Consider the following 23,871-nt stretch of genomic DNA (forward strand, 5'->3'; position numbering starts at 1 on the left):
ATCCGGCGTTGCCCCTGTCAAGGGGCCGTCATGACAACCCCAGGGAATCAGACTAGCTTTGTGGGGTGCTGACAATACTGAACGCCGTCAAACGCGTGCTGGTGGGCAGGCCGTTCCGGAACGACCGGCTTTCCCACACCCTGCTTCCAAAGAAGATTGCACTGCCGGTTTTCGCGTCCGATGCCCTGTCCTCCGTAGCCTACGCACCGGACGAAATCCTGCTGACGCTCGCCCTGGCCGGCGTCAGTGCAGTGGCCTTCTCCCCCTGGGTTGGGCTGGCCGTGATGGTGGTGCTCCTGACCGTGGTTGCCTCCTACCGGCAGAACGTCCACGCGTATCCTTCCGGAGGTGGGGACTACCAGATCGCCGGTGAAAACCTCGGGAAGAACGCGGGCATTACGGTGGCGTCTGCCCTGCTGGTGGACTATGTCCTGACCGTGGCCGTGTCAATGTCCTCCGCCGCGGCGTACCTGGCCACCGCCATCCCTTCACTGTATGGGCAGCAGGCGCTGATCGCCGCCGTCGGCATTGTCATCCTGGCACTGCTCAACCTGCGGGGTGCTAGCAAAGGCGGCACCCTTTTCGCATTACCCACCTACATCTTCATCGCATCAATTTTCGGCATGACGGCCGTGGGGATATACCAGGCGGCCACCGGCCAATTAGGGGAGGCGCCGTCAGCGGCCTTCACGATCGTGCCCGCAGCCGGTTTCGATGAAGGGCTGGTGGGGTTGGCCGGTGCCTTCCTGCTGCTTCGCGCGTTCTCCTCCGGCGCCGCAGCGCTCACCGGAATCGAAACGATTAGCAGCGGTGTACCCAGTTTCCGGCCGCCGAAGAGCAAGAACGCCGCTACAACCCTGCTTCTGCTGGGCGTCATCGGCGCCTCCATGCTGGCAGGCATCATCTACCTCGCCAATGCCACCAAGGTCCACGTCGTCCTGGACCCCGCCACCGAACTCCTGTTGAACGGCAGCCCGCTGCCTGAGGGTTACATCCAGAACCCTGTCATCAGCCAGATCGCCCAGACCATCTTTGGCCCCGGTTCCATCCTGTTCTACATTGTGGTCGCAGCGACCGGCGTCATCCTGGTGTTCGCCGCCAACACTGCGTTCAACGCGTTTCCCGTCCTTGGCTCAATCCTTGCCCAGGACGGCTACCTTCCGCGCCAACTCCGGACCAGGGGCGACCGCCTGGCTTTCAGCAACGGTGTCGTGGCCCTGGCGGCTGGGGCTTTGGTGCTAATCCTGGCGTTCAATGCCGACGTCACCAAGCTCATCCAGCTTTATATCGTGGGGGTCTTCATTTCCTTCACCGCCAGCCAGCTGGGAATGGTCCGGCACTGGGGGCGGCAGCTGAAGGTAACGAGGAACAAGACAGTCCGACGACGGATGGCCAAGTCCCGTGCGATCAACACCGTCGGCTTCGGCATGACCGCCACCGTCCTTGGCATTGTGCTGGTCACCAAATTTGAGCAGGGCGCCTGGCTTGCCCTGCTGGCCATGTTCATCCTGTACCTGATCATGTGGAGCATCAAAGCCCACTACGACAACGTGGCGCGGGAGCTGGCGGTGGACGAGGACGCGTCCCCGCGGGCCCTGCCTACCAGGGTGCATGCGGTGCTCCTAGTCTCGCATGTGCGCAAGCCGGTCCTGCGGGCTCTGGCGTATGCACGGGCGTCACGGCCCTCCCGCCTTGACGCCATCACCGTGGACATAGATCCGGAGGAAACGGCCCAGACCGTCGCCGACTGGGAAAAACTCGAAATCCCCGTGCCGCTGACCGTGCTGGCCAGTCCCTACCGCGAAACCGTCACCCCGATCATGGAGTACATCAAGCAGATGCGGCTGGACTCCCCGCGCGACCTTATCGTGGTGTATATCCCCGAATATGTCGTGGGCAAGTGGTGGGAGCAGCTGGTGCACAACCAGACCGCACTGCGCATCAAGACCCGGCTGCACTTCGAACCCGGGGTCATGGTGGCCAGCGTTCCCTGGCAGCTCAAATCATCCGAAGAAGCAAAGAACCTCCAGGACGTCCAATGACCGCCAAAACCTCCACCACCCCTGCCGCTACGCCGGAGGCCGGCGGGCACAGCGGCGAAGAAGCCGTCCTCGACGTCGGACCGGTGGCCCACGGCGGGCACTGCGTGGCCCGCCACGAGGGGCGGGTCATCTTTGTCCGGCACGCCATCCCCGGCGAAAAGGTCCGCGTGCGCCTGACGGATGCGGAGGACAAAGCCAAGTTCTGGCGGGCCGATGTCATCGAAGTACTGGAAGCGTCACCTGACCGGGTGGAGCACTTCTGGCGCCCTGCGGATTCAGGCCGTGCCTGGCAGCAGGGCCGTCCGCCAGTGGGCGGTGCTGAGTTCGGGCACATCACCCTCCAGCGGCAGCGCAGCCTCAAGGCCGACGTGCTGGCCGAGCAGCTTCGCCGGCTGGCCGGCGTCGAACTTTCCCCGGCAGTGGAGCCGGTGGGTGCTGGCGCCGGCGATGGGGAAGCAGCGTCCGACGGCGGCACGGGCCTCGCGTGGCGGACGCGGGCCAGCTTTTCGGTCACCCCCGGCGGCAAGCTCGGGATGCATGCACACCGGTCTACGCACATTGTTCCAGTGCGGGACATGCCGCTGGCCACCGACGCCATCAACGCCCTGCAGCTGTGGAACCTGGACCTGCAGGGGATCGAACGGGTGGAGGTGGCCGCGCCGGCCAACGGGTCACGGCCGCTGGTGCTTCTCGCCCCGGCGCCGGGGACGAAGGCAAAGCGGCTGGCCGCCGTGGCGGCCCAACTGCCCGCGGACGTGTCCGTCGCGTCCTTCGATCCGGTCACGGAGGACGTCACTCAGCTCCGCGGCCGGACCTGGGTGCAGGAATCGGCGGCGGGCCACGACTACCGCGTCACAGGCGCGGGGTTCTGGCAGATCCACCGCGACGCGCCCGACGCCCTTGTGGGGGCTGTCACAGATTTCCTGCACGGCGGCGGGTTCCTTCATGCCGGTGCCGTGGTGGCTGACCTCTACGCCGGGGCGGGCCTGTTCACCGCCGTGCTGGCCGACGCCGTGGGGGAGACCGGCTCAGTCCTGTCCGTGGAGGGCGCCCCCGGGACCAGCCGGGACGCCCGCAAAAACCTCCACGCCGCCCCTCAGGTGGAGATCATCCAGGGCCGCGTGGAGCGGGTATTGCGCCAGAAACCGCGGGACTTTGACGCCCTCATCCTGGACCCTCCCCGGGCCGGTGCCGGCAAGTCCGTGGTGGGACAGCTCGTCGCGGCGCACCCGCGCGCCATTGCCTACGTGTCCTGCGACCCGGCGTCGTTCGCCCGTGACGTGGGTTACTTCCGCCAGTCCGGCTGGGACCTGGCCGGCCTGCGCGCGTTCGACCTCTACCCCCACACCCACCACCTTGAAACAGTGGCGCTGCTTGCTCCCCGCCCGTGATGCCGCCGCGGTTATCGACTACGATGACCGTAGTAGTCCCACGTCGCGCCCGTATTCACGGCCGGCCGTGTGCAATTTTCGGGCCCGAAAGTAATTAGGGCGTCCTAACTAGCAGGCGGTCAACCGCGCGACAAAGATGAAACTGTTGCGAGAGGAGTCCTGCGATGAGCACTGTGGACAGCTTCGGTTCAAAAGGCAAACTTAATGTAGCCGGAACCGAGTACGAAATTTTCCGGTTGAACTCCGTTGAAGGTGCAGAAAACCTTCCGTTCAGCCTCAAGGTATTGCTTGAAAACCTGCTGAGGACCGAGGACGGCGCGAATATCACTGCCGATCACGTCCGCGCCTTGGCCGGCTGGGACCCGAATGCCCAGCCTGATACAGAAATCCAATTCACGCCGGCACGCGTGATCATGCAGGACTTCACCGGCGTTCCCTGCGTGGTTGACCTGGCGACGATGCGCGAAGCGGTCAAGGAACTGGGCGGCGACCCCAAGCGGGTCAACCCGCTGGCACCGGCCGAAATGGTCATCGACCACTCGGTCCAGATCGACGCCTTCGGCAACTCCGGTGCGCTGGAGCGCAACATGGAGATCGAATACCAGCGCAATGGTGAGCGTTACCAGTTCCTGCGCTGGGGCCAGACCGCGTTCGACGACTTCAAGGTGGTCCCGCCGGGAACCGGCATCGTGCACCAGGTCAACATCGAATACCTGGCCCGCACCGTCATGACCCGCGAAGTTGACGGCGCCCTCCGCGCCTACCCCGACACCTGCGTCGGAACCGACTCGCACACCACCATGGTCAACGGCCTGGGCGTGCTCGGCTGGGGCGTCGGCGGCATTGAAGCCGAGGCAGCCATGCTCGGCCAGCCCGTCTCCATGCTCATCCCGCGCGTCGTCGGCTTCAAGCTCAGCGGCAGCATCCCGGCCGGCGCCACCGCCACCGACGTGGTGCTCACCATTACCGAAATGCTGCGCAAGCACGGTGTTGTGGGCAAGTTCGTCGAGTTCTACGGTGAGGGCGTCGCCGCTGTGCCGCTGGCAAACCGCGCCACCATCGGCAACATGAGCCCGGAATTCGGTTCCACCGCCGCGATGTTCCCCATCGACGACGTCACCCTGGACTACCTGCGCCTCACCGGCCGCTCCGAGCAGAACGTTGCCCTCGTGGAGGCTTACTCCAAGGAGCAGGGCCTCTGGCACGATCCGTCCCGCGACATCAAGTTCTCCGAGTACCTGGAACTGGACCTCTCCACCGTTGTTCCGTCCATCGCAGGCCCCAAGCGCCCGCAGGACCGCATCGAGCTCACCGAGGCCAAGGACGAGTTCCGCCACGACCTCAAGAACTACGTTTCCCACGACGCCGATGCCGGCACCCTGGACGAGTCCCTTGAGGAAAGCTTCCCGGCCTCCGACGCCCCGTCCTTCACCGCCGGAGCGACCCACGTCTCCGACACCGACCGCGAACCGCCGAAGTACTCGGCAGCGCACGGCGGCGCCGGACGCATCTCCAGCCCGGTGCCGGTCAAGATGGCTGACGGACGCGAGTTCGAGCTGGACCACGGTGCTGTCACCATCGCCTCCATCACGTCCTGCACCAACACGTCCAACCCGTCGGTCATGCTCGCCGCCGCCGTGCTGGCACGCAACGCCGTCGAAAAGGGCCTGACCGCCAAGCCGTGGGTCAAGACCTCCGTCGCCCCCGGCTCCAAGGTGGTCACCGACTACTACGAGAAGTCCGGCCTGACCCCCTACCTGGAGAAGCTCGGCTTCTACATCGTGGGCTACGGCTGCGCTACCTGCATCGGCAACTCCGGCCCGCTGGAAGCCGAGATTTCCGAGGCTGTCCAGGCCAATGACCTCGCCGTCGCCGCGGTGCTCTCGGGCAACCGCAACTTCGAAGGCCGCATCAACCCGGACGTCAAGATGAACTACCTGGCCTCCCCGCCGCTGGTCATCGCCTACGCCCTGGCCGGTTCCATGGACTTCGACTTCGAAACCGATGCCCTGGGCAAGGACACCGACGGCAACGACGTCTTCCTGAAGGACATCTGGCCCAACCCGGTTGAGGTCCAGCAGGTCATCGATTCCTCGATCGACAAGGAAATGTTCGCCAAGGGCTACGAAGGCGTCTTCGACGGCGACGATCGCTGGAAAGCACTGGACACCCCGGCAGGCGACACCTTCGCCTGGGATCCGAACTCCACCTACGTCCGGAAGCCCCCGTACTTCGAGGGCATGCAGGCGCAGCCGGAGCCGGTCAAGGACATCACGGGCGCGCGCGTCCTGCTGAAGCTGGGCGACTCGGTCACCACCGACCACATCTCCCCGGCCGGTTCCTTCAAGTCCGACACCCCTGCCGGCCAGTACCTGCTGGCCAACGGCGTGGAGCGCAAGGACTTCAACTCCTACGGTTCCCGCCGCGGTAACCACGAGGTGATGATCCGCGGAACGTTCGCGAACATCCGCATCAAGAACCAGATCCTGGACGGCGTCGAAGGTGGCTACACCCGCGACTTCACCCAGGAAGGCGGCCCGCAGGCGTTCGTCTACGACGCAGCGCAGAACTACCAGGCAGCCGGCACCCCGCTGGTGGTCCTGGCCGGCAAGGAGTACGGTTCCGGCTCCTCCCGCGACTGGGCAGCTAAGGGTACCGCCCTGCTGGGCGTCAAGGCCGTCATCGCCGAGAGCTACGAGCGCATCCACCGCTCCAACCTCATCGGCATGGGTGTCCTGCCCCTGCAGTTCCCGGCCGGCGAGTCAGCTGCGTCGCTGGGCCTGACGGGCACGGAGACGTTCTCCGTTGAGGGCGTCACCGCCCTGAACGAAGGCACCACGCCCAAGACCCTCAAGGTCACGGCAACCGCCGAAGACGGTTCCGCCACCACGTTCGATGCCGTGCTGCGCATCGACACCCCGGGTGAAGCGGATTACTACCGCAACGGCGGCATCCTGCAGTACGTGCTGCGCCAGATTTCCGCGAACTAGCGGGAACTGCCCAGCAGGCAGCATCTCCCGAAGCCCCGGCCGGTCACCGACCAGCCGGGGCTTCGGCTGTGCAGGCGCGTCCGGTCCCGTGGACCAAGGCGTTAGAGTTAAACGGCACGTCTACCACCTGAAGGAGGGGTCATTGGGAATCTTGGACACCATCCGGAATCCGCAGGACCTGAACGAGTTGACCGAAGAACAGCTCAAGCAGCTGGCTTCGGAGGTCAGGGAATTCCTGATCACAAACGTTTCCCAGACGGGCGGTCACCTCGGGCCAAACCTTGGCGTGGTGGAGCTGACCCTCGCCGTGCACCGCATCTTCGACTCGCCGCGTGACAGCATCGTCTTTGACACCGGCCACCAGTCGTATGTCCACAAACTGCTCACCGGACGCCAGGACTTCACCACCCTCCGCCAGGAAGGCGGGCTGTCCGGCTACCCGTCCCGTGCCGAGTCCGAGCACGACATCGTGGAAAGCTCGCATGCTTCCTCCTCGCTGTCCTGGGCGGACGGAATCTCCCGTGCCCGCCAGCTGACCGGGGAAGGCGACCGGCACGTCGTCGCCGTCGTCGGTGACGGGGCCCTGACCGGTGGGATGGCCTGGGAGGCCATCAACAACATCGCCGCGGACAAGAAGCGCCGGGTGGTCATCGTCGTCAATGACAACGGCCGGTCCTACGCCCCCACGGTGGGCGGTTTCGCGGACTACCTGGCCTCGCTGCGGCCCACCATCGACTCGTTCCGCACCGCCCCCGCCTATGAGGTGGCGCTGGACTGGTGGAAGAAAAAGCTCCAGAACGGCGGCCCGGTGGGCCAGTTCACCTACAAGAGCCTGCATGCCATGAAGAAGGGCATCAAGGACTGGTGGGCTCCGCAGGGCATGTTCGAGGACCTCGGCATGAAGTACATCGGCCCCGTGGACGGCCACAACCTCCAGGCGATGGAGCATGCCCTCGCCACCGCCAAGCACTACAACGGCCCGGTCATCGTGCACGCGATGACGGAAAAGGGGCACGGTTACGCCCCTGCCCGCGCGCATGAGGCGGACCAGTTCCACGCCGTCGGCATCATCGACCCGGAAACCGGCGAACCCACCGGGAAAGCCGGCGCCAAGTCCTGGACCTCGGTCTTCGCTGACGAAATCGCTGCCATCGCCGACGAACGGCAGGACGTGGTGGGCATCACCGGAGCCATGCTCATCCCGGTAGGCCTGCACAAGTTCGCCGCCAAGCACCCGGACCGCGTCATCGACGTCGGCATCGCCGAGCAGCATGCCCTCACCTCCGCGGCGGGCATGGCCTACGGCGGCCTGCACCCCGTGGTGGCTGTCTATGCCACCTTCCTCAACCGCGCTTTCGACCAGCTGCTCATGGACGTTGCCCTGCACAAGGCAGGGGTCACCATCGTCCTGGACCGCGCCGGCGTCACTGGTCCGGACGGCGCCAGCCACCACGGGATGTGGGACATGGCCATGGTCCAAGTGGTACCCGGACTCCACCTGGCTGCTCCCCGCGACGCCACCCGGCTGCGGGAGGAACTCCGCGAGGCCATCGCCATCAGCGACGCGCCCAGCGTTGTCCGTTTCTCCAAGGGCTCTGTGGGGGCCGAGGTTGAAGCACTGGAACGCCTCAGCGACGGTGTGGACATCCTGGCCCGCCGTCCTTCGGGGTCCACCGAGAACGATGTGCTGATCGTCAGCGTCGGCGCCATGGCCGAGCTGGCCCTCGACGTCGCCAACAGGCTTGGCGCGCAGGGCATCAGCACCACGGTGGTGGATCCGCGCTGGGCCCTTCCCGTCCGCCGCTCCATCATCGCGCTTGCCTCCCACCACCGGCTGGTGGTCTGCATCGAGGACGGCGTACGCGCCGGCGGCGTGGGCTCGCGCATCCGCCAGGAGATGCGCGCGGCCGGGGTGGACACTGCCCTGAACGAGGTCGGCCTGCCGGTCGAGTTCCTGGACCACGGCAGCCGCAGCCAGGTCCTGGAGCGTGTGGGGCTCACTGCCCAGCAGATTACGCACGACGTCGTAGCGCAGGTTTTGGGGACGAAGGTCCCGTTCGCGCGCCCGCTGCCGGGGCAACAACACCCCACCACCGGCAGCCTTCCAATCCTGTGAGGGAAGAGGATGCGCTGAAGATTCCGGGCGCAACGGGGGAGTCCGGACCGGTCATGCACACCACTACAACGAGGGTCCCCAGCGGCCTCCAGCCCGGCCAGCTGGTGGTGTCCCGGAACCGGAAATGGAATGGCAAGGCCCACTGGGTGGTGCCGGGGCGCTACCTTGGCGAGGACCGGCACGGCTGGTGGATCTTCCAGGGCACCAACGAGTTCTGCTCGCGTCCGGGCGCCGCGTTCTACACCCGGTCCGACGCCGTCCTGCTGGTCCCGCGACAGGGGGACTGGGTTGCCACGTTCTACGACTCGGCCCATCCGAACGGGGTACGGGTCTACGTGGACCTGGCAGTAGGCCACGAATGGACGGACATCCGGCCGGCCGTCACCGAGTTCCACGTCATAGACATGGATCTGGACGTCATCCGGACCGCGGACCGGGGCGTTTTCATCGACGACCAGGACGAGTTCGCCGACCACAGTATGTCCATGAACTACCCCGAACGGCTCATCGGAGACATCCAGGCCGCAGCGGACGAACTATACCGGGCCGTCAAGGCACAGCAGGCACCCTTTGACGGCACCGACGTCGAATGGTTCACGGAGGGACGCAAATGAGCGGGATTGTCAGGGTCTACAAGCGCGACGACGAGGGCGTGCTCCACTTCCGGGAGGCCTGGTTCGACGAGGAGTACAGCCAGTTCGTGATGAACTTCGGCGTGGTGGGGCACCAGAGCAAGACCGAAGAGACGGACGTCGCAGACGCCGCGGCCGCCGATGCGCTGCTGGACGCCTTCGCCGTGCAGTGCGCCGAGGACGGCTACGCGGAGATTCCGGATGAGGAGCAGTTCTGGGTGGTGGCGCAGTTTGCCTTGAAGACCAGGGAAGGCACCGAACGCGACCGGTTCCTGGAGGAGAAGGCGAAGGATGCCCTGGTCAGCCACCTCGCGTGGCGCGGCCTCGGCACCGTGGACCGGTCCGAATTCACGGACTTCAAGCTCAACATCTTCTGCCTCTGCCCGGACGCCAACAAGGCCGCCAACGCCATCAAGGTCTGCGCCCGCGGCGAGGACCTGGACTTCACCAAGCTCACCATCGCCGCGGCCCCGTTCAAGGAACCGGACAAGTTCAGAATGAAGCACTCCGCCAGGTCCGCCACCACGTTCAGCCTCTAGGAGTTTCCTTGACCACCTACCGCCGCGTCGGAAAATCAGGGCTGACGGTCTCCACGGTCGGCCTGGGCTGCAACAACCTCGGCCGCGCCAACACCGCCACCGAATCGCAGGAAGCCACCGACGCCGTGGTCTCCGCTGCGCTCGACGCCGGGATCACCCTGTTCGACGTCGCCGACACCTACGGCCGGGAGCCGGGGCTCAGCGAGATAATGCTGGGCAAGGCCCTTGGCAGCCGCCGCGCCGACGTGGTGGTGGCCACCAAGTTCGGCATGGACATGAAGGGCGCCAACGGCCCCGACTTCGGCGCACGCGGCTCACGGCGCTACATCATCCAGGCGGTGGAGGCTTCGCTGCGGCGGCTCGGCACGGACTGGATCGACCTCTACCAGTTCCACACCCCGGACCCGCTGACCCCCATCGACGAGACACTGTCCGCCCTCGATGCGCTGGTCATCAGCGGCAAGGTCCGGTACCTCGGCCACTCGAACCGAGCCGGCTGGCAGATCGCGCAGGCCGAGTACGTGGCGCGGGAGCTGGGCGGCGCCCGCTTCATTTCCACCCAGAACCACTACAACCTCCTGGACCGGCGGGCGGAACTGGAAGTGACACCGGCTGCCGAGGAATTCGGCCTGGGGGTCCTGCCGTATTTCCCGCTGGCCAACGGCCTGCTCACCGGCAAGTACTCGCCCGGGCACGCGCCCGAAGGCTCCCGGCTCAGCCACACGCGGACACACATGGTGCACGACGCCGACTGGGAGCAGCTGGGACGCTTCAGCCGCTTCGCCAAGGAACGCGGGCTCACCGAAATCGACGTCGCATTCTCCTGGCTTGCCGCACAGCCGTCGGTGGCCAGCGTCATCGCCGGCGCCACCCGGCCGGACCAGGTCCGGCAGAACGCCGCGGCTGCCGACTGGATCCCCACTGAAGCCGACCTGCAGGAACTGGACGGGATCTTCCCCGCAGTCCCCAAAGTGGCACTCTTCTAGGCCGCCATGCCCGCCTACCTCCTGGACGTCGATACCGGCATCGACGACGCACTGGCCGTTGCCTACCTCGCGGCCCTGCCGGACACGGAGTTCGTCTCGGTTACGGCAACACCCGGCAACGTCGATGCGGACCAGGTGGCGCGCAATACCCTCGCGCTCCTCGAATTGTGCGGCCGGCACGGGGTGGAAGTGGCCATCGGTGCGCGCAGGCCTCTGTCCGTACCGCTGCTGACCACCCCTGAGACTCACGGACCCCAGGGCATCGGCCACGCCGTCCTGCCGGAACCGGAAGGGCGCGTGTCGCCGCGCCACGCCGTCGACCTTTGGATTGAACATGCCAAGGCACGGCCGGGGGAGCTGACGGCCCTGGTCACTGCACCGCTGACCAACTTTGCGCTGGCACTCCGCAAGGAGCCGGACCTGCCGGAGCTCCTGGCCGGCGTGGTGATCATGGGCGGCTGCTTCTACTACCAGGGCAACACCACGCCTACCGCGGAATGGAACACCCACGTGGACCCGCACGCCGCAAAGGAGGTCTACGCCGCGTACCGTGGGCGGGCCATGGAGAAGCTTCCCGTGGTGTGCTCGCTGGACACGACAGAACGCATCGAGATGCGGCCGGAGCATGTCCGGCGGCTGGCGGAAGCGGCAGGCGCCGCCGTCCCCGAACTGGTGCTCCCGGACCAGCCGGAAGGGCAGCCCAGCACCTCGGACAACAGGATCATCAGGCACTTGTCCGATGCGTTGCGGTTCTACTTCGAGTTCCACCGGCGCTACGACCAGGGCTACCTTGCCCACGTCCATGACTTCTTCGCCGCCGGGGTGGCCGCGGGAACGCTGGAGTACACGGCCCGGCCGGCTACCGTGGACGTTGAGGCGGAATCGCCGCTTTTCGCCGGAACAACGGTTGCCGATTTCCGCGGCCTGTGGGGCATCGAACCCAACGCCAGGATCGTCTCCGGCAACAACCCGGAGCAGGCCTTCCGCGAACTGGTATCCGCCGTCGGAAGCCTCGCAGCCAGGCTGGGCTGAAATACTCCACCACCGGTAGAATGGTCCCCGGCCCGCCGGTTGGTAATCCGGTGCGGCTGCTGCCGAGGTGACATAGGTGGCGTCCCGCACGGCCCGGCATTTCCGGGCCCTGAAGTGCCGCACCCCAGAAGGAACCCCATGTCATCGCCCTCCCTGACGTTGCCGTCTCCAGCCCCCGCTGCCGCCCGCAGGCGCCGGCTGCTGGAAATCCTCGGCGGCCTGGCCATCGCCGCCACCTACATCTACCTGGTGCTCAACCAGCCTGCCGACATCACCGGCGGCCCCGGCAGCGCAGCGGCCCTGGTCGCCCTGTCGGGCTTCCTGGCCGGGGCTGTCCTGCTGATCGTCGCCATCCTCCCCACGCTTCCGGCCTCCACGGTGGTGCTGATCCCGGTGGCCCTGGTCCTGAACATCGTCCTCGGCCAGTTCGTGGGCAGCACCCTGGTCCCGTTCTACCTGGACGCGATCGGCACCGTCCTGATCGCCGTCCTGGCAGGACCGGCAGCCGGTGCCGCCACCGGCGCCCTCAGCAGCATCGTCTGGTCCTTCTTCAACCCCACAGTGCTTCCCTTCGCCGCCGGTGCCGCACTGATCGGCTGCCTCGCCGGGCTGGCCGCGCGCTACGGCCTGTTCCGCCGCTTCTACCTCGCGCCCGTGGCCGGCTTCGCCACCGGGATCATCGGCGGCGTGGTGTCCGCACCGGTTGCGGCCTTCGTGTTTGGCGGCACCTCCGGGGTGGCCACGGGTGCGATGGTCAGCGCCTTCCGCTCGATGGGCGATACCCTCCTGGCCGCCATCACCAAGCAGGCACTCATTTCAGACCCCATGGACAAGGCCATCGTCTTTACCGTGGTGGCTGTGCTGGTCTACGCACTGCCGCGCCGCGCCAGCCATCAGTTCCCGTTCGTCCGCCGGCACCGCGTGCTGGCCGGCAAGGCCCCCGCGCCGGAAGCAACGCGGACCGAAGCGACGGTGCAGCGGCCGGGTCAGGCGTCCTAGGCAGACCCGTGAGGATTCATCCGCTGACCGGAATGGCAGCGGCCGGCAGCACAGCAGTGATCACGACGGCGGCGGCGAGCCTTCCGCTGTCCGTCGCCGTGTCCGCCGCTGCGCTGGCGCTCTCGGTAGCCGCGGGCACCGCCCGCCGGATGCTGCCCGCTGCCGCCGCCGTGCTGCTGCCCCTGGGACTGTCCCTGCTGATAGTGCACGGGCTGTCCTTTCCGGAGGGGCTGACGGTTCTCGCCCAGTGGGGTCCGGTCCGCGTCACCGCAGAGGGTCTGTCCTTCGCGCTCGAGCGGGCGGCCCAGCTGTCCGCGGTGGTCCTCGTCCTGCTGGCCTACTCCTTCAGCGTCAGCGTCCCGGACCTGGTGGCGGCCCTGTCCGCGCGCGGCATCCGCGGCCGGTTCGGGTTCGTGCTCGCCTCCACCCTCACGTTGCTGCCGGCCATCGCTGCCCGCACCGGGCGGATCAGGCAGGCCCAGGAATCCCGCGGTCTGGTGATCCGGCGCGGGCTCCTGCACCGGGCGGCCGCCTTCCGCCTCCAGGCCGTCCCGCTGGTCCTGTCACTGGTGGAGGACGCCGGAACCCGGGCCGCTGCCCTGGAGGCCCGCGGCTTCAGCAGCACCGGGCCCCGCACCAGCTACCGGGTGGTGCCGGATTCGCCGCCGCAACGGGTCCTGCGCCTGGTGCTGGTGCTTGCTGCTGCGGCCGCGGTTGCCGTGCGCCTGTGGCACTACGCAGAGGGGAACTGACGTGCACCACCTTCTCCGCCCGGTGCTGGCAGCAGGCATCCGCAGCTTCGCCTACCACGGCGGCGGTGCACCGGTCCTTTCCAGCGTGGATCTGGAGCTCGCCCCGGGAACACTCACCGCAGTCCTGGGCGCTTCCGGCAGCGGCAAGACGACGCTTGGCAAACTTCTCGCCGGCTGGCTGTCCCCGGGTGCGGGTGGCGTGCTGGCAGGATTCCTGGAACTGGCCGGGCAGCGGCTGGAGTTTGACGGAAGCGCCACGGATCCGCGGATCGATCCGGCGCAGTGGGGCCGGCAGGCGGGGTTCGTCCCGCAGGATGCGTCTGCCATCCTGTCCACGGTCAAGGCAACGGTGGCGGAGGAACTCGCGTTCGGCCTGGAAAACGCCGGGATGGAACGCGAGGACATGCGGGCGGCGGTGGAACACACTGCTGGCCTGCTCGGGCTCACCGGACTGCTGGAGCGGGACCCTGCCCGGCTCTCCGGCGGCCAGCTGCGGCGGCTGGCCATCGGCTGTGCCATCATCACCGGCCCGCCGGTGCTGGTCATGGACGAGCCGTTCGCCTCCCTCGACGCCCCCGGTGTCCGCGAAGTGGAGGTGCTGGTGCGCCGCCTGACCGCGGCCGGAACCGCCGTCGTCATCCTGAGCCAGGTGCTCGACGCCCCGCTGCTGGACGCCGTAACGTGGGTTGTCCTGGCGGAAGGGACAGTCAGCGCCAGCGGACCGCCGGCCCATTTCCAGGCTGGCGGTGCGCTGCCGGCGGGAATCCGGCGGCCGCACGGGGCCCCGGCGCGGGAAACCGCGATTTCCCGCCGCAGCGGCAGCACGGCCCCGGCCCTGGAACTTCGGAACGTGACCTTCGGCTACCGCAACGATGTACAGCGCAGACGGGGCTTCAGGCGCAGGCCAGGCCAGGACTCTGCTGCCGGCAGCCTCCCGTCCCCGGTACTGCAGGGCATAGACCTGGCCGTCCACCCGGGTGAGGTGGTGGCCATTACGGGTCCCAACGGTGCGGGCAAGTCCACACTGCTGCGGCACTTCAACGGCCTGCTCAGGCCGGGAAGCGGGTCAGTGCTTGTCCAGGGCACCGACATTGCACGGCGACCCGTGGGCAGCACCGCGGCATCCGTTGGAATTCTCTTCCAGCAACCACGGGACCAGCTGTTCGAGCGGAGCGCCCTGCGCGAGGTCCGGTTCGGCCTGGACCGGCACGTCGGCCGGGCCGCGGCGGGGGAACGGGCGGAGGCGGCACTGGCCGCCGTCGGGCTGGAGGGCGAGGAGCACGCGCATCCCGCGGAATTGCCAGCATCCGGCCAACGGCTGCTGGCCCTTGCCACAGCCCTCGCCCGCAGGCCGGCCGTGCTGGCGCTCGACGAACCCACGGTGGCGCTCGACGGCGCGGGCCTGGCGATCCTTGACGCTGCCGTCCGGTCCGCAGCGGAGGAGGGCGCCGCCGTCGTGCTTGTCACCCATGACCTGGCATACGCGCGGCAAGTGGCGCACCGCATCCTGGCGCTGGACGGCGGCCGGCTGGCGGAAGCCTGAGGTACCGCCTAAGCCGCTGCTGAGGGGCTTGAAGCCACGCCCGCCGGCAGGAAGCGCCTGCCGTTGACCCGCTCCGATGCCCCCACGCGGTCCAGGTAGGGGGTGATGCCGCCGAGGAACAGGGGCCAGCCGGCGCCCAGGATCATGCAGAGGTCGATGTCTTCGGGACCCGCCACCACGCCCTCGTCCAGCATCAGGCCGATCTCCTCGGCAAGGGCGTCCTGGGTGCGCCGCAGCACCTCTTCACGTGAGGACGGTGCGGTGCCAAAGGACATCAGTGCCATGGTGGACCCGGGGATGGCGCGGGTTCCGTCCGGAGCCGTTTCCCAGAGGCCCTTGACGCCGTTGTCGATGAGTTTCTGAAGGTTGGCGGAGACGGGGAAGCGGCTGCCGAATGCAGCGTTCAGGGATTCCTGGACGTGCTGGGCCACCGGAAGTCCCACCATCGCGAGCAGCGTGAACGGGGTCATCGGCAGGCCCATCGGGCGCAGGGCGTTGTCAGCCACCTCCGCGGGCGTCCCTTCGTCGAAGGCCGCGGTCACTTCGCCCATCAGCCGGAGCAGGATCCGGTTGACCACGAAGGCGGCAGCATCCTTGACCAACACTCCCGTTTTCTTGAGGGTCCTGGCGAGCTCGAACGCGGTGGCGAGGACCTCGTCCCCGGTCCGCGGGGCACGGACGATCTCCAGCAGCGGCATCACGGCCACCGGGTTGAAGAAGTGGAACCCCACCAGGCGTTCCGGGTGCTGCAGGTCCTCGGCCATGGCGGTGACTGACAGCGAGGACGTGTTGGTGGCCAGGATGCAGTCGGGCCGGACGATGCCCTCCAGCTCGGCGAACACCTGCTTCTTGGTGCCCAGCTCCTCGAAGACGGCCTCGATGACGAAGTCGGCGTCGGCGAAGGCTTCCTTGGACACGGAACCGGTGACCAGCGCCTTGGTCCGTGCAGCGGCATCAGGGCTGATGCGCTCCTTTGCCAGCAGCTTGTCCACCTCGGCTTGGACGTAGCCAACACCTTTGTCCACCCGGGCCTGATCGATGTCCGTCATGACCACGGGGAGCTTGAGCTGGCGGGCGAAGAGCAGCGCCAGCTGGCTGGCCATCAGTCCGGCACCCACCACGCCCACCTTGGCGACCGGCCGGGCCAGGCTCCGGTCCGGGGCGCCGGCCGGGCGCTTGGAGCGCTTCTGGACCAGGTCGAGGAAAGCGTAGACCGTTGCCCGGAACTCATCGGTCTGCATCAGCTCCGCCAGGGTTTCGCATTCCAGCGCGGCGGATTCCGCCTGGCCCAGGGTGCGGTTGGCTTCGAGGAGGTCAAGGACCTTGCCCGGGGCGGGAGCCGCGTCCGAGGTCTTTGCTGTGACGAACTGCCGGCCTGCCGCCACCGCGGCGGCCCACCGGGCGGCCGTGTCCGGCGCGGAAGGGTCGACGGCGTTGGGGCGGTCCGGAACAACCTCCCCGGTGATGACTCCCGCAGCCCAGGCCAGGGACTGCTCCAGGAAGTTGTCCGGGCCGAAGAGGGCGTCCGCCATGCCATGGTCGAAAGCCTGGGCGCCGGTCAGCGTCCGGTTGTTGCTGAGCGGGTTCTCGATCATCACCTGGACTGCGCGTTCCGGGCCGATCAGGCGGGGAAGTAGGTAGACGCCGCCCCAGCCCGGCACCAGCCCGAGGAACGCTTCCGGTAGCGCCAGCGCTCCGGCGCCCGCCGAGACCGTCCGGTACGTGGACTGCAGGGCCACCTCGAGGCCGCCGCCCAGGGCCGGGCCGTTGACGAACGCAAAGCTCGGAACCCCCAGGTTGGCAAGGGTCCGGAACACCTCATGGCCAAGCTGTGCCATCCGCAGTCCGTGTTCGCGCTTCGCCAGGGATTTCACCGCCGAGAGGTCCGCGCCGGCAACGAAGTAGGAGGACTTGCCCGTGATGCCGACGCCGGCGATCTCCCCGTTCGCAGCCCGTGTCCGCAGACCCTCGAGCACGGTGCCGAGTTCCACCAGGGTGTTCGGTCCCAAGGTTGTGGGCTTGGAGGCGTCCAGCCCGTTGTCCAGGGTGATGAGGGCGAATGTGCCGGCCGCGCCGGGCAGGTCGACGTCCCGGACGGTGGCGTGGGTGACGGTCTCGTCGGGGAACAAGCTGGCGAAATCGGAAAAGTCTGCGGCGCTCAAGACGGGGCTCCTTAGGACGGGGATGTATCCCAGATGTTACTCACCGGTAACTTTGCCCGCAAGGCCACCGTCCCGCCCTCATTCCCCGGCTGCTGCCACGGCGGCTTTGGGTTCCTTGGGCGGCAGCGGCTGCGGATTGAGGAAGGCGCCGGCAATCAGCGGCGCGGTGAGTTCCACCTGCCAGTCCCGTGCGCCCAGGGCTCGCAGCTCGGCAGCCACGGACGCCTCGCTGATGTGGGCTGGCGGCCGCCATGCCACCCGCCGGAGGAAATCAGGGGTCAGGAGGTTCTCCAGCGGCAGGTTCAGCTGTTCGGCCTTTTCCTGCAGCAGGGGCCGGGCCGTGGCCAGCCGCGCGGCGGCGTCCGGGTCGCGGTCCGCCCAGACGCGGGGCGGGGGCGGGGCGTTCGTCGCCAGGTGCAGCGGAGGCAGTTCCTCGAGGTCCCGGGCGGCGGCAATGCACCGCAGCCAGCGTGGAGCCTCCCGCTGTGCCGCCCTGCCATGGAATCCCTTGGTGCCCAGCAGTTGCGGCACGGTGGCGGGCATGGCCTTCGCGGCCGCCACCAGGGCGGAGTCGGGAATCAGCCGTCCCGGTGCCACGTCCCGTTTTTGTGCCAGGGAGTCGCGTTCCAGCCACAGCTCCCGGACGGCAGCGAGCTGGCGGCGGTCCCGGATCTGGTGCAGGCCGGAGGTCTTCCGCCAGGGATCAACCCGCGGCGGGGCCACGCCGGCAGCGAGGATGGCGGCAAACTCCTGCTCGGCGTACCCGAGCTTCCCGTCGGCTTCCAGCAACTCCACCAGCTCTTCACGCAGCTCGCTGAGCACCTCGACGTCGAGGGCAGCGTAGCGGAGCCAGGGTTCCGGAAGGGGCCTGGTGGACCAGTCCGCTGCCGAATGTTCCTTGGCGAGGCTGAATCCCAGGAGCTGCTCGATGACCGCGGCCAGGCCAACCCGGGGCAGGCCCGCCAGGCGTGCGGCGAGTTCGGTATCGAAGAGCTTGTCCGGCCACATCCCCAGCTCCAGGAGGCAGGGCAGGTCCTGGGTGGCCGCGTGGAGGATCCATTCGACGCCGCGGAGGGCGTCGTTGATGATGGTGAGGTTCTCGAAGGGTTCGGGATCGATCAGCCAGGTGCCGGCGCCTTCGCGGCGGATCTGGACCAGGAACGCCCGCTGCCCGTAACGGAAACCGGAAGCGCGTTCGGCATCAACCCCCGCCGGGCCCGTGCCGGCGGCTATGGCGGCGGCGCACCGCTCCAGCCCGGCCTGGGTTTCGATGACCAGTGGCACGCCCTCCCGGGGTGCTGCCAGCTCGATGATTTCGGGGATGGGGCTGTCGAAGCCTTCCACCGTGATGTGGGGTGCGGTATCAGCAGCCGGGACGCCGGCCGTGGTGTTTTCCGGAATGTTAGGGGTCATGATGCCCTTAGTTTACCGGGCAGCCCCGGAAAGGCTGCCTGCCTGCACGCCGGCAGCGGTGCGCGTGCACTAGTTCCGGCGCCGATGCGGCAGGGGCGTCACGCCGTCGGGCAGCGGAGGCAGCCCGGCGAACGTGCACACCATGTCGGACCACGCTTCAAGGTGGGCAGTGACGTGGGAGGACGCCGGGGTCCACGACGCCCGGAGCTCGATGTCGATGGACCCCGGCCGTTCAGCGAGGGTGCCGAAGCTTTCGGACAGGACCCGCGTGGCCGTGCCGCCCGCTGCCCGGTAGGGCGCCTTGTGGTTCTCCAGCGCTTCCACCAGCCAGGTCCAGGCCACCGTTCCGAGCATTTCGTCGTTGCCCATCTCCGGCTCCAGCTCGGCCCTGATGTAGGTCACGATCCGGAATTCGCCATCCCAGACGGCCGAGCCCTCGGGGTCGTGGAGAAGGATGAACCGCCCGGTTGCCAGCTCCGTTTCGGAGTCGTCCCCGGAACCCGCCGCGGCCGCCAGGGCCATGGCGGCGGGTCCGTGCAGGGGAGTGGCAGGAGTGGCGGCACCGGGCGCCATGACTTCTGCTCCCAGGGCGACGGCGAAGGGCGCAAGGCGCGCGGGCGCAGGAATTTCCGCGAGGCGGAGTTCCTTGCGGCACTGGGCTTTCCTGAGGGTTCCCAAGGCGTGGAGAAAATCCGGGGGAACCTGGTCAAGTGCGTTCACCTTGGCAGATTACGCAACAGGCCAAGCCAGAACGGGAAGGCTCGCCGTCACCGGCGGCCTAGGTACCCTGCCCGCGCCGGTAATCGCGGAGTTCGTAGCGGATTGCGGCAGCGAAGGCATCAACATCCTCCTCGGTGGTGTCGAAGGAGCACATCCAGCGGACTTCCCCGGCGGCCTCGTTCCAGTCGTAGAACCGGAAGGACGTGCGGAGCCTGTCTGCCACGCCCGGGGGCAGCATGGCAAAGACGCCGTTGGATTCGGTTTTCTGGGTGGGCCGGACGCCGTCGATGGTGTCAACGGCGGCGCGCAGGCGGGCAGCCATGGCGTTGGCATGCGAGGCCGACCGCAGCCAGAGGCCGCCCTCGAGGAGGGCGATGAACTGGGCGGACAGGAACCGCATCTTGGAGGCCAGCTGCATGTTCATCTTGCGGAGGTAGACCAGCCCGTGCGCGGCCTCCGGGTTCAGTGCCACCACCACTTCACCGAACAGCAGGCCGTTCTTGGTGCCCCCGAAGGAGAGGATGTCCACGCCGGCATCCCGGGTGAAGTCCCGCAGCGGAACCTGCAGGTGGGCGGCCGCGTTGGCCAGCCGGGCGCCGTCCATGTGCAGCTTCATGCCCCGCGCGTGGGCATGGTCCGCGATGGCGCGGACTTCCTCCGGGGTGTAGCAGGTGCCAAGCTCGGTGGTCTGGGTAATGGAGACGGTGAGCGGCTGGGCGCGGTGTTCGTCGCCCCAGCCCCAGGCCTCGCGGTCGATCAGTTCGGGCGTCAGCTTGCCGTCCGGGGTGGGGACATGCAGCAGCTTGATGCCGCCGATCCGCTCGGGGGCGCCGTTCTCATCCATGTTGATGTGCGCGGTGGAGGCGCACACCACGGCGCCCCAGCGGGGCAGCAGCGACTGCAGGGCCAGGACATTGGCACCGGTCCCGTTGAAGACGGGAAAGCATTCGATGCCTGGCCCGAAGTGCTCCGCCATCAGTTCTTCCAGCCGTGCCGTGTAGTCATCCTCCCCGTAGGAGACCTGGTGCCCGCCGTTCGCGGCGGCGAGGGCCGCGAGGACCTCGGGGTGGACGCCGGAGTAGTTGTCCGAGGCAAAGCCGCGCACGCCGGGATCGTGCAGCCGCGCCGCGTGCCCGGTTTCTGCCGTTGTTGTTGTCATGCTTTTGCTCACGCTTTCAGTCTAGGTACAGTCACTGCGGCGGCTGGCCGGCCAGCCGGAGGCGCGTGCCGTTCAGTTCGTCCGCGGGCGCCTTGAAGAGCCGGACGACGGCGGCCGCCAGCTCCTCCACGTCCGTGGCCCCCGGGAAGGAACGTTCCGGGTGGCTGCGCCGCAGGCCTTCGTCCACCAGGGCCTTCACCACCAGCACGACGGCGGCAGCCTGCCCGCCGTCCACCTTGCGGAAGCCGTCCGCCATCGCCATGGTCCAGGCTTCAGCGGCCGCCTTGGCTGCGACATAGCTGGCCACACCTGCCGTGGGGTGGTCAAGGGCCGTGGAGGAGACCATAACGAACCTGCCGTTGCCCGAGGCGGCGATGTCATCGAAGAACACACGGGAGACATTGCGCAGCGTGGTGACTGCGCCCTGGTGCAGGAAGTCCCAGTCCTCGTCGGACTGGTCCGGGATGCCGGAGGCGCCACGCCAGCCGCCCACCAGGTGGATCACCGCGTCCACCGGCCCCGCGGCTGCGGAAACTTCTTCCCGCAGCCGCCGAACGTCGTCGAGCCTGGCAAGGTCGCACACCAGGGGGGTGACGCCGTCGCCCGCCTGCTGTGCCGCCGCCTCGATCCGGTGCCGGTCGGAGCCGACAGTGAAGACCCGGCAGCCGGCCTGGTGGAGCGCGCGGGCCACCGCCACGCCGGAGGCGCCGCTGCCGCCCGTGACCAGGACGTTCAGCGGTAGTTCGCCGTTCCGGGGGCTGCTCACAGTGCGGAGCTGCCGGTGATGCCGGCGGTGGATTCGATAACGGGGCGCATTTTCTTTTCCAATGCCTCGTAGAACATGGACAGCGGGAACTCGTCGTCCAGCACCTGGTCAGTGAGGCCCCGCGGCGGACCCGCGAGGGGCAGCGCCTCCGGTCCCTTGGCCCAGACCGACGCCGGATTCGGGGTGACGGTCGCGGAGATCAGCTCGTAGGCGGCCAGCCAGTGTGCGGTCTTCGGCCGGTCGATGGAGCGCCAGTACAGGTCATCGATGGCGTTGCCGAGGGCAATGACGGCGTCAGCCACTTCATCCCAGTCGATGGTGAGCCGGGTGTCGGTCCAGTGGAGGACATGGTGCTGGTGCAGCCACGCGAAAAGGAGCTGTCCGCCCAGGCCGTCGTAGTTGCGGACCCGGCTGCCAGTGATGGCGAAGCGGAAGATGCGGTCGAAGATGATGGCATACTGCACCAGCTTCGCGTGCCGGCGTGCCTCCGGATCCGCGTTCTCGTCCTGCTCGATCCGCACGGACTCGCGGAAGGCAGTCAGGTCGCAGCGGAGCTCTTCCAGGGAGTACAGGAAGAACGGCATGCGCTGCTTGATCATGAACGGGTCGAAGGGCAGGTCGCCGCGCATGTGGGTGCGGTCGTGGATCAGGTCCCACATCACGAAGGTGGCCTCCGTGAGGTCCTGGTCGGCGAGCATGTCCGCGGCACCTTCGGGCAGTTCCAGGCAGGTGATCCCGGCGGCCGCCTTCAGGACGCGGCGGAAGCGGGCTGCTTCCCGGTCGGCGAAGATCGCGCCCCACGTGAAGGTGGGGGTTTCGCTGACGGCAACGGTTTCGGGGAAGAGGACGGCGGAGTTGGTGTCATAGCCGGCGGTGAAGTCCAGGAAGCGGATGGGGACGAACAGCTTGTTGGAGTAGTCTCCGCTTTCCAGGCCGGCGATGAATTCCGGCCAGATGACCTCGATGAGGACTGCTTCCACGAGGCGGCTGCTGCTGCCGTTCTGCGTGTACATGGGGAAGATGACCAGGTGCTGCAGGCCGTCGCGGCGCTGCTCCTGTGGTTGGAAGGCGAGCAGGGAGTTCAGGAAGTCGGGCACACCGAACCCGCCGGCCTGCCACGCTGCGAAGTCGCTGCAGGCGGCGTCGAGGTATGCGGCGTCGTGCGGGAACGCGGGGGCCAGGGCCCGGACCGCGGCGATGATCCCGTCAACGGAAGCGGAAGCCGCGGCATGCGCTGCCGTGTCGGGGATTGAACCGTCCTGCGCCTGCAGGAGCTGGAGTGCCGCGGCCGCGGCCTTGAGCCGGAGCCAGTCCGGGTTGGTAGCGGAGATTCCGGTCAGGGCGGTGGTCAGGACTTCGGTCATCGTCGGCTGCCTTTCTGGTTGCTTGCTGTCTATGGGGAGCGTAGCAAGCAGCCAGAAGAACTAATCTGAAAAGGGGTCCAGCCCAAGAAAGACTGTTGCTTCGGGCTGAACCGGAGGGCCCGAGCCCTCCGGGTGCTGGGGGATCAGGCCTCGGGGCTTCCGCCGCTGACCTGCGGTTCTTCCCGCGGAACCAGCTTCAGGGACACGGAATTGATGCAGTAGCGCTGGTCCGTGGGAGTGCCATAGCCTTCGCCCTCAAAGACGTGGCCAAGGTGGGAGTCGCAGGTTCCGCAGCGGACTTCCACGCGGTCCATGCCAAGGGTGCGGTCATGGATGTAGCGGACCTTACCCTCAGCCAGCGGAGCCCAGAAGGACGGCCAGCCGCAATGGGAGTCGAACTTCTCGTTGCTGGTGAACAGTTCCGTCCCGCAGGCGCGGCACTGGTAGGTGCCCGCCGTGTGCGTGTCCCAGTACTCTCCCGTGAAGGGACGCTCGGTGCCGGCCTGCCGCAGGACGTAGAACTCCTCCGGAGTCAGTTCCTGCCGCCATTCGGCATCGCTTTTCCGGACGGTGCCGGTTCCGTCGGCGGGTTCCGTGGGGGACTCCTCCTGGGCGGTGTCCTGCCCCGCGGCAGGATCCGCGACGGCATGGGTGGCCCGGTTACCGAAGATGCTGTTTCCGAAGATGTTCATACGGTTGTCAACGCTCAGGAGTCGCCGATAAATCCCGAGCCCGCATACAGGTGCAGCACGGGCACGCCCAGCCGGTCCTGCGCCTTGTTAGCCCAGTCCGTATGGAAGGTGTCGGCCACGGCATGGGGCCGGGTGATCACCACTGCCTGGGACGCGCCGGTCTCGCGGACTTTGGCCACCAGGCCGTCAACCGCTCCGCCCTCCACCACCTCACCTGAAACGCCGCTGCCCAGTCCTTCGAGGGCAGCGACCGAGGCCGACAGTGTTTCCGCCGCGCGGGCCCGCTCGGTCCCCGGATCAGGTGCGCCCGCTGTCAGTTCCCGGAAAGCCTTGGCAATGTCCAGCAGGGAAAGGTTCTCGAGGAAATCCACCAGCAGGTGCCGCTCGGTGTTGGCGGGCACCAGGACAAGGAGGCGTGTCTCTGCTCCGTCCACAAGCCGTTCGATGTTCACGCGGTCGTCCGCGCCCAGGGGTTCTTCGGTCAGGATGACGATGGGTTCGCTCATGGCCTTAGCCTAGCCCTGCGCCCGGGGAGCCGCACCCGGTCACCGACCGGCTCCCGGGTGCGTCCGC

The 23,871-nt window shown here is 67.7% G+C and carries 19 protein-coding genes; 11 read left to right on the forward strand and 8 right to left on the reverse strand.

From position 1 onward, the window contains the following. Window positions 1-65 precede the first annotated feature (65 nt). From AC5RT3_RS05610 to AC5RT3_RS05660, 11 genes are all read left to right on the forward strand, one after another. On the forward strand, window positions 66-2,042 hold the full coding sequence (locus tag AC5RT3_RS05610; RefSeq protein WP_494052917.1) for an APC family permease: 1,977 nt from the start codon (window positions 66-68) through the stop codon (window positions 2,040-2,042). Beyond that, entirely contained in the window at window positions 2,039-3,433 is a 1,395-nt protein-coding gene (locus AC5RT3_RS05615; protein WP_494123689.1) for a class I SAM-dependent RNA methyltransferase, read from the forward strand. Before AC5RT3_RS05610 ends, AC5RT3_RS05615 begins: the two co-directional genes overlap by 4 nt. A gap of 164 nt (window positions 3,434-3,597) precedes the next feature. Continuing rightward, window positions 3,598-6,423 (forward strand): aconitate hydratase, encoded by a 2,826-nt coding sequence (locus AC5RT3_RS05620; protein WP_494052919.1) that lies wholly within the window; start codon window positions 3,598-3,600, stop codon window positions 6,421-6,423. Window positions 6,424-6,565: 142 nt separating this feature from the next. After that, a complete protein-coding gene (gene dxs, locus AC5RT3_RS05625) occupies window positions 6,566-8,539 on the forward strand; it encodes a 1-deoxy-D-xylulose-5-phosphate synthase (protein WP_494052920.1) in 1,974 nt (657 codons plus the stop codon). After that, window positions 8,536-9,153, forward strand: a complete 618-nt coding sequence (locus AC5RT3_RS05630; protein ID WP_494052921.1) for a DUF402 domain-containing protein — start codon at window positions 8,536-8,538, stop codon at window positions 9,151-9,153. Before dxs ends, AC5RT3_RS05630 begins: the two co-directional genes overlap by 4 nt. Continuing rightward, entirely contained in the window at window positions 9,150-9,710 is a 561-nt protein-coding gene (locus AC5RT3_RS05635) for a hypothetical protein (RefSeq protein ID WP_494052922.1), read from the forward strand. Before AC5RT3_RS05630 ends, AC5RT3_RS05635 begins: the two co-directional genes overlap by 4 nt. Before the next feature lie 8 nt (window positions 9,711-9,718). Then, the gene (locus AC5RT3_RS05640; RefSeq protein WP_494052923.1) at window positions 9,719-10,696 is read left to right on the forward strand and encodes an aldo/keto reductase; all 978 of its coding nucleotides are present in this window, start codon (window positions 9,719-9,721) and stop codon (window positions 10,694-10,696) included. A gap of 6 nt (window positions 10,697-10,702) precedes the next feature. After that, window positions 10,703-11,728 (forward strand): nucleoside hydrolase, encoded by a 1,026-nt coding sequence (locus AC5RT3_RS05645; RefSeq protein ID WP_494123690.1) that lies wholly within the window; start codon window positions 10,703-10,705, stop codon window positions 11,726-11,728. A gap of 138 nt (window positions 11,729-11,866) precedes the next feature. Continuing rightward, window positions 11,867-12,727: an ECF transporter S component gene (locus AC5RT3_RS05650; protein WP_494123691.1), complete on the forward strand. Its 861-nt coding sequence runs from the start codon at window positions 11,867-11,869 to the stop codon at window positions 12,725-12,727. An 8-nt stretch (window positions 12,728-12,735) separates the two neighbouring features. Continuing rightward, window positions 12,736-13,479 (forward strand): energy-coupling factor transporter transmembrane component T, encoded by a 744-nt coding sequence (locus AC5RT3_RS05655; RefSeq protein ID WP_494123692.1) that lies wholly within the window; start codon window positions 12,736-12,738, stop codon window positions 13,477-13,479. 1 nt (window position 13,480) lies between these two features. Continuing rightward, window positions 13,481-15,022: an ABC transporter ATP-binding protein gene (locus tag AC5RT3_RS05660; protein WP_494123693.1), complete on the forward strand. Its 1,542-nt coding sequence runs from the start codon at window positions 13,481-13,483 to the stop codon at window positions 15,020-15,022. An 8-nt stretch (window positions 15,023-15,030) separates the two neighbouring features. Here the strand turns inward: AC5RT3_RS05660 and AC5RT3_RS05665 are convergent, their stop codons facing one another. From AC5RT3_RS05665 to AC5RT3_RS05700, 8 genes are all read right to left on the reverse strand, one after another. After that, window positions 15,031-17,184 carry a 3-hydroxyacyl-CoA dehydrogenase NAD-binding domain-containing protein gene (locus tag AC5RT3_RS05665; protein WP_494123694.1) on the reverse strand — a complete coding sequence of 718 codons (2,154 nt, stop codon included), beginning with the start codon at window positions 17,182-17,184 and terminating at the stop codon, window positions 15,031-15,033. A 78-nt stretch (window positions 17,185-17,262) separates the two neighbouring features. Beyond that, window positions 17,263-18,597 (reverse strand): HRDC domain-containing protein, encoded by a 1,335-nt coding sequence (locus AC5RT3_RS05670; protein ID WP_494123695.1) that lies wholly within the window; start codon window positions 18,595-18,597, stop codon window positions 17,263-17,265. 69 nt (window positions 18,598-18,666) lie between these two features. Further along, window positions 18,667-19,317: a DUF3000 domain-containing protein gene (locus AC5RT3_RS05675; RefSeq protein ID WP_494123696.1), complete on the reverse strand. Its 651-nt coding sequence runs from the start codon at window positions 19,315-19,317 to the stop codon at window positions 18,667-18,669. A 58-nt stretch (window positions 19,318-19,375) separates the two neighbouring features. After that, window positions 19,376-20,476 (reverse strand): threonine aldolase family protein, encoded by a 1,101-nt coding sequence (locus AC5RT3_RS05680; RefSeq protein ID WP_494123794.1) that lies wholly within the window; start codon window positions 20,474-20,476, stop codon window positions 19,376-19,378. Window positions 20,477-20,507: 31 nt separating this feature from the next. Continuing rightward, window positions 20,508-21,242 (reverse strand): SDR family NAD(P)-dependent oxidoreductase, encoded by a 735-nt coding sequence (locus AC5RT3_RS05685; protein ID WP_494123697.1) that lies wholly within the window; start codon window positions 21,240-21,242, stop codon window positions 20,508-20,510. Then, window positions 21,239-22,606 carry a DUF6421 family protein gene (locus tag AC5RT3_RS05690; protein ID WP_494123698.1) on the reverse strand — a complete coding sequence of 456 codons (1,368 nt, stop codon included), beginning with the start codon at window positions 22,604-22,606 and terminating at the stop codon, window positions 21,239-21,241. Before AC5RT3_RS05690 ends, AC5RT3_RS05685 begins: the two co-directional genes overlap by 4 nt. Before the next feature lie 143 nt (window positions 22,607-22,749). Further along, on the reverse strand, window positions 22,750-23,298 hold the full coding sequence (gene msrB / locus AC5RT3_RS05695; protein WP_494123699.1) for a peptide-methionine (R)-S-oxide reductase MsrB: 549 nt from the start codon (window positions 23,296-23,298) through the stop codon (window positions 22,750-22,752). A gap of 14 nt (window positions 23,299-23,312) precedes the next feature. Next, window positions 23,313-23,804: a hypothetical protein gene (locus tag AC5RT3_RS05700; RefSeq protein ID WP_494123700.1), complete on the reverse strand. Its 492-nt coding sequence runs from the start codon at window positions 23,802-23,804 to the stop codon at window positions 23,313-23,315. Window positions 23,805-23,871 lie beyond the last annotated feature (67 nt).

It is taken from the genome of Arthrobacter sp. Y3221159 (assembly GCF_059089885.1).

What these genes read in the sequence shown, in the direction of transcription:
- AC5RT3_RS05615 (WP_494123689.1), top strand. Translation starts at nt 2,039, where the DNA reads ATGACCGCCAAAACCTCCACCACCCCTGCCGCTACGCCGGAGGCCGGC.
- AC5RT3_RS05620 (WP_494052919.1), top strand. Translation starts at nt 3,598, where the DNA reads ATGAGCACTGTGGACAGCTTCGGTTCAAAAGGCAAACTTAATGTAGCC.
- AC5RT3_RS05635 (WP_494052922.1), top strand. Translation starts at nt 9,150, where the DNA reads ATGAGCGGGATTGTCAGGGTCTACAAGCGCGACGACGAGGGCGTGCTC.
- AC5RT3_RS05645 (WP_494123690.1), top strand. Translation starts at nt 10,703, where the DNA reads ATGCCCGCCTACCTCCTGGACGTCGATACCGGCATCGACGACGCACTG.
- AC5RT3_RS05650 (WP_494123691.1), top strand. Translation starts at nt 11,867, where the DNA reads ATGTCATCGCCCTCCCTGACGTTGCCGTCTCCAGCCCCCGCTGCCGCC.
- AC5RT3_RS05670 (WP_494123695.1), bottom strand. Translation starts at nt 18,597, where the DNA reads ATGACCCCTAACATTCCGGAAAACACCACGGCCGGCGTCCCGGCTGCT.
- AC5RT3_RS05680 (WP_494123794.1), bottom strand. Translation starts at nt 20,476, where the DNA reads ATGACAACAACAACGGCAGAAACCGGGCACGCGGCGCGGCTGCACGAT.
- AC5RT3_RS05690 (WP_494123698.1), bottom strand. Translation starts at nt 22,606, where the DNA reads ATGACCGAAGTCCTGACCACCGCCCTGACCGGAATCTCCGCTACCAAC.
- msrB (WP_494123699.1), bottom strand. Translation starts at nt 23,298, where the DNA reads ATGAACATCTTCGGAAACAGCATCTTCGGTAACCGGGCCACCCATGCC.
- AC5RT3_RS05700 (WP_494123700.1), bottom strand. Translation starts at nt 23,804, where the DNA reads ATGAGCGAACCCATCGTCATCCTGACCGAAGAACCCCTGGGCGCGGAC.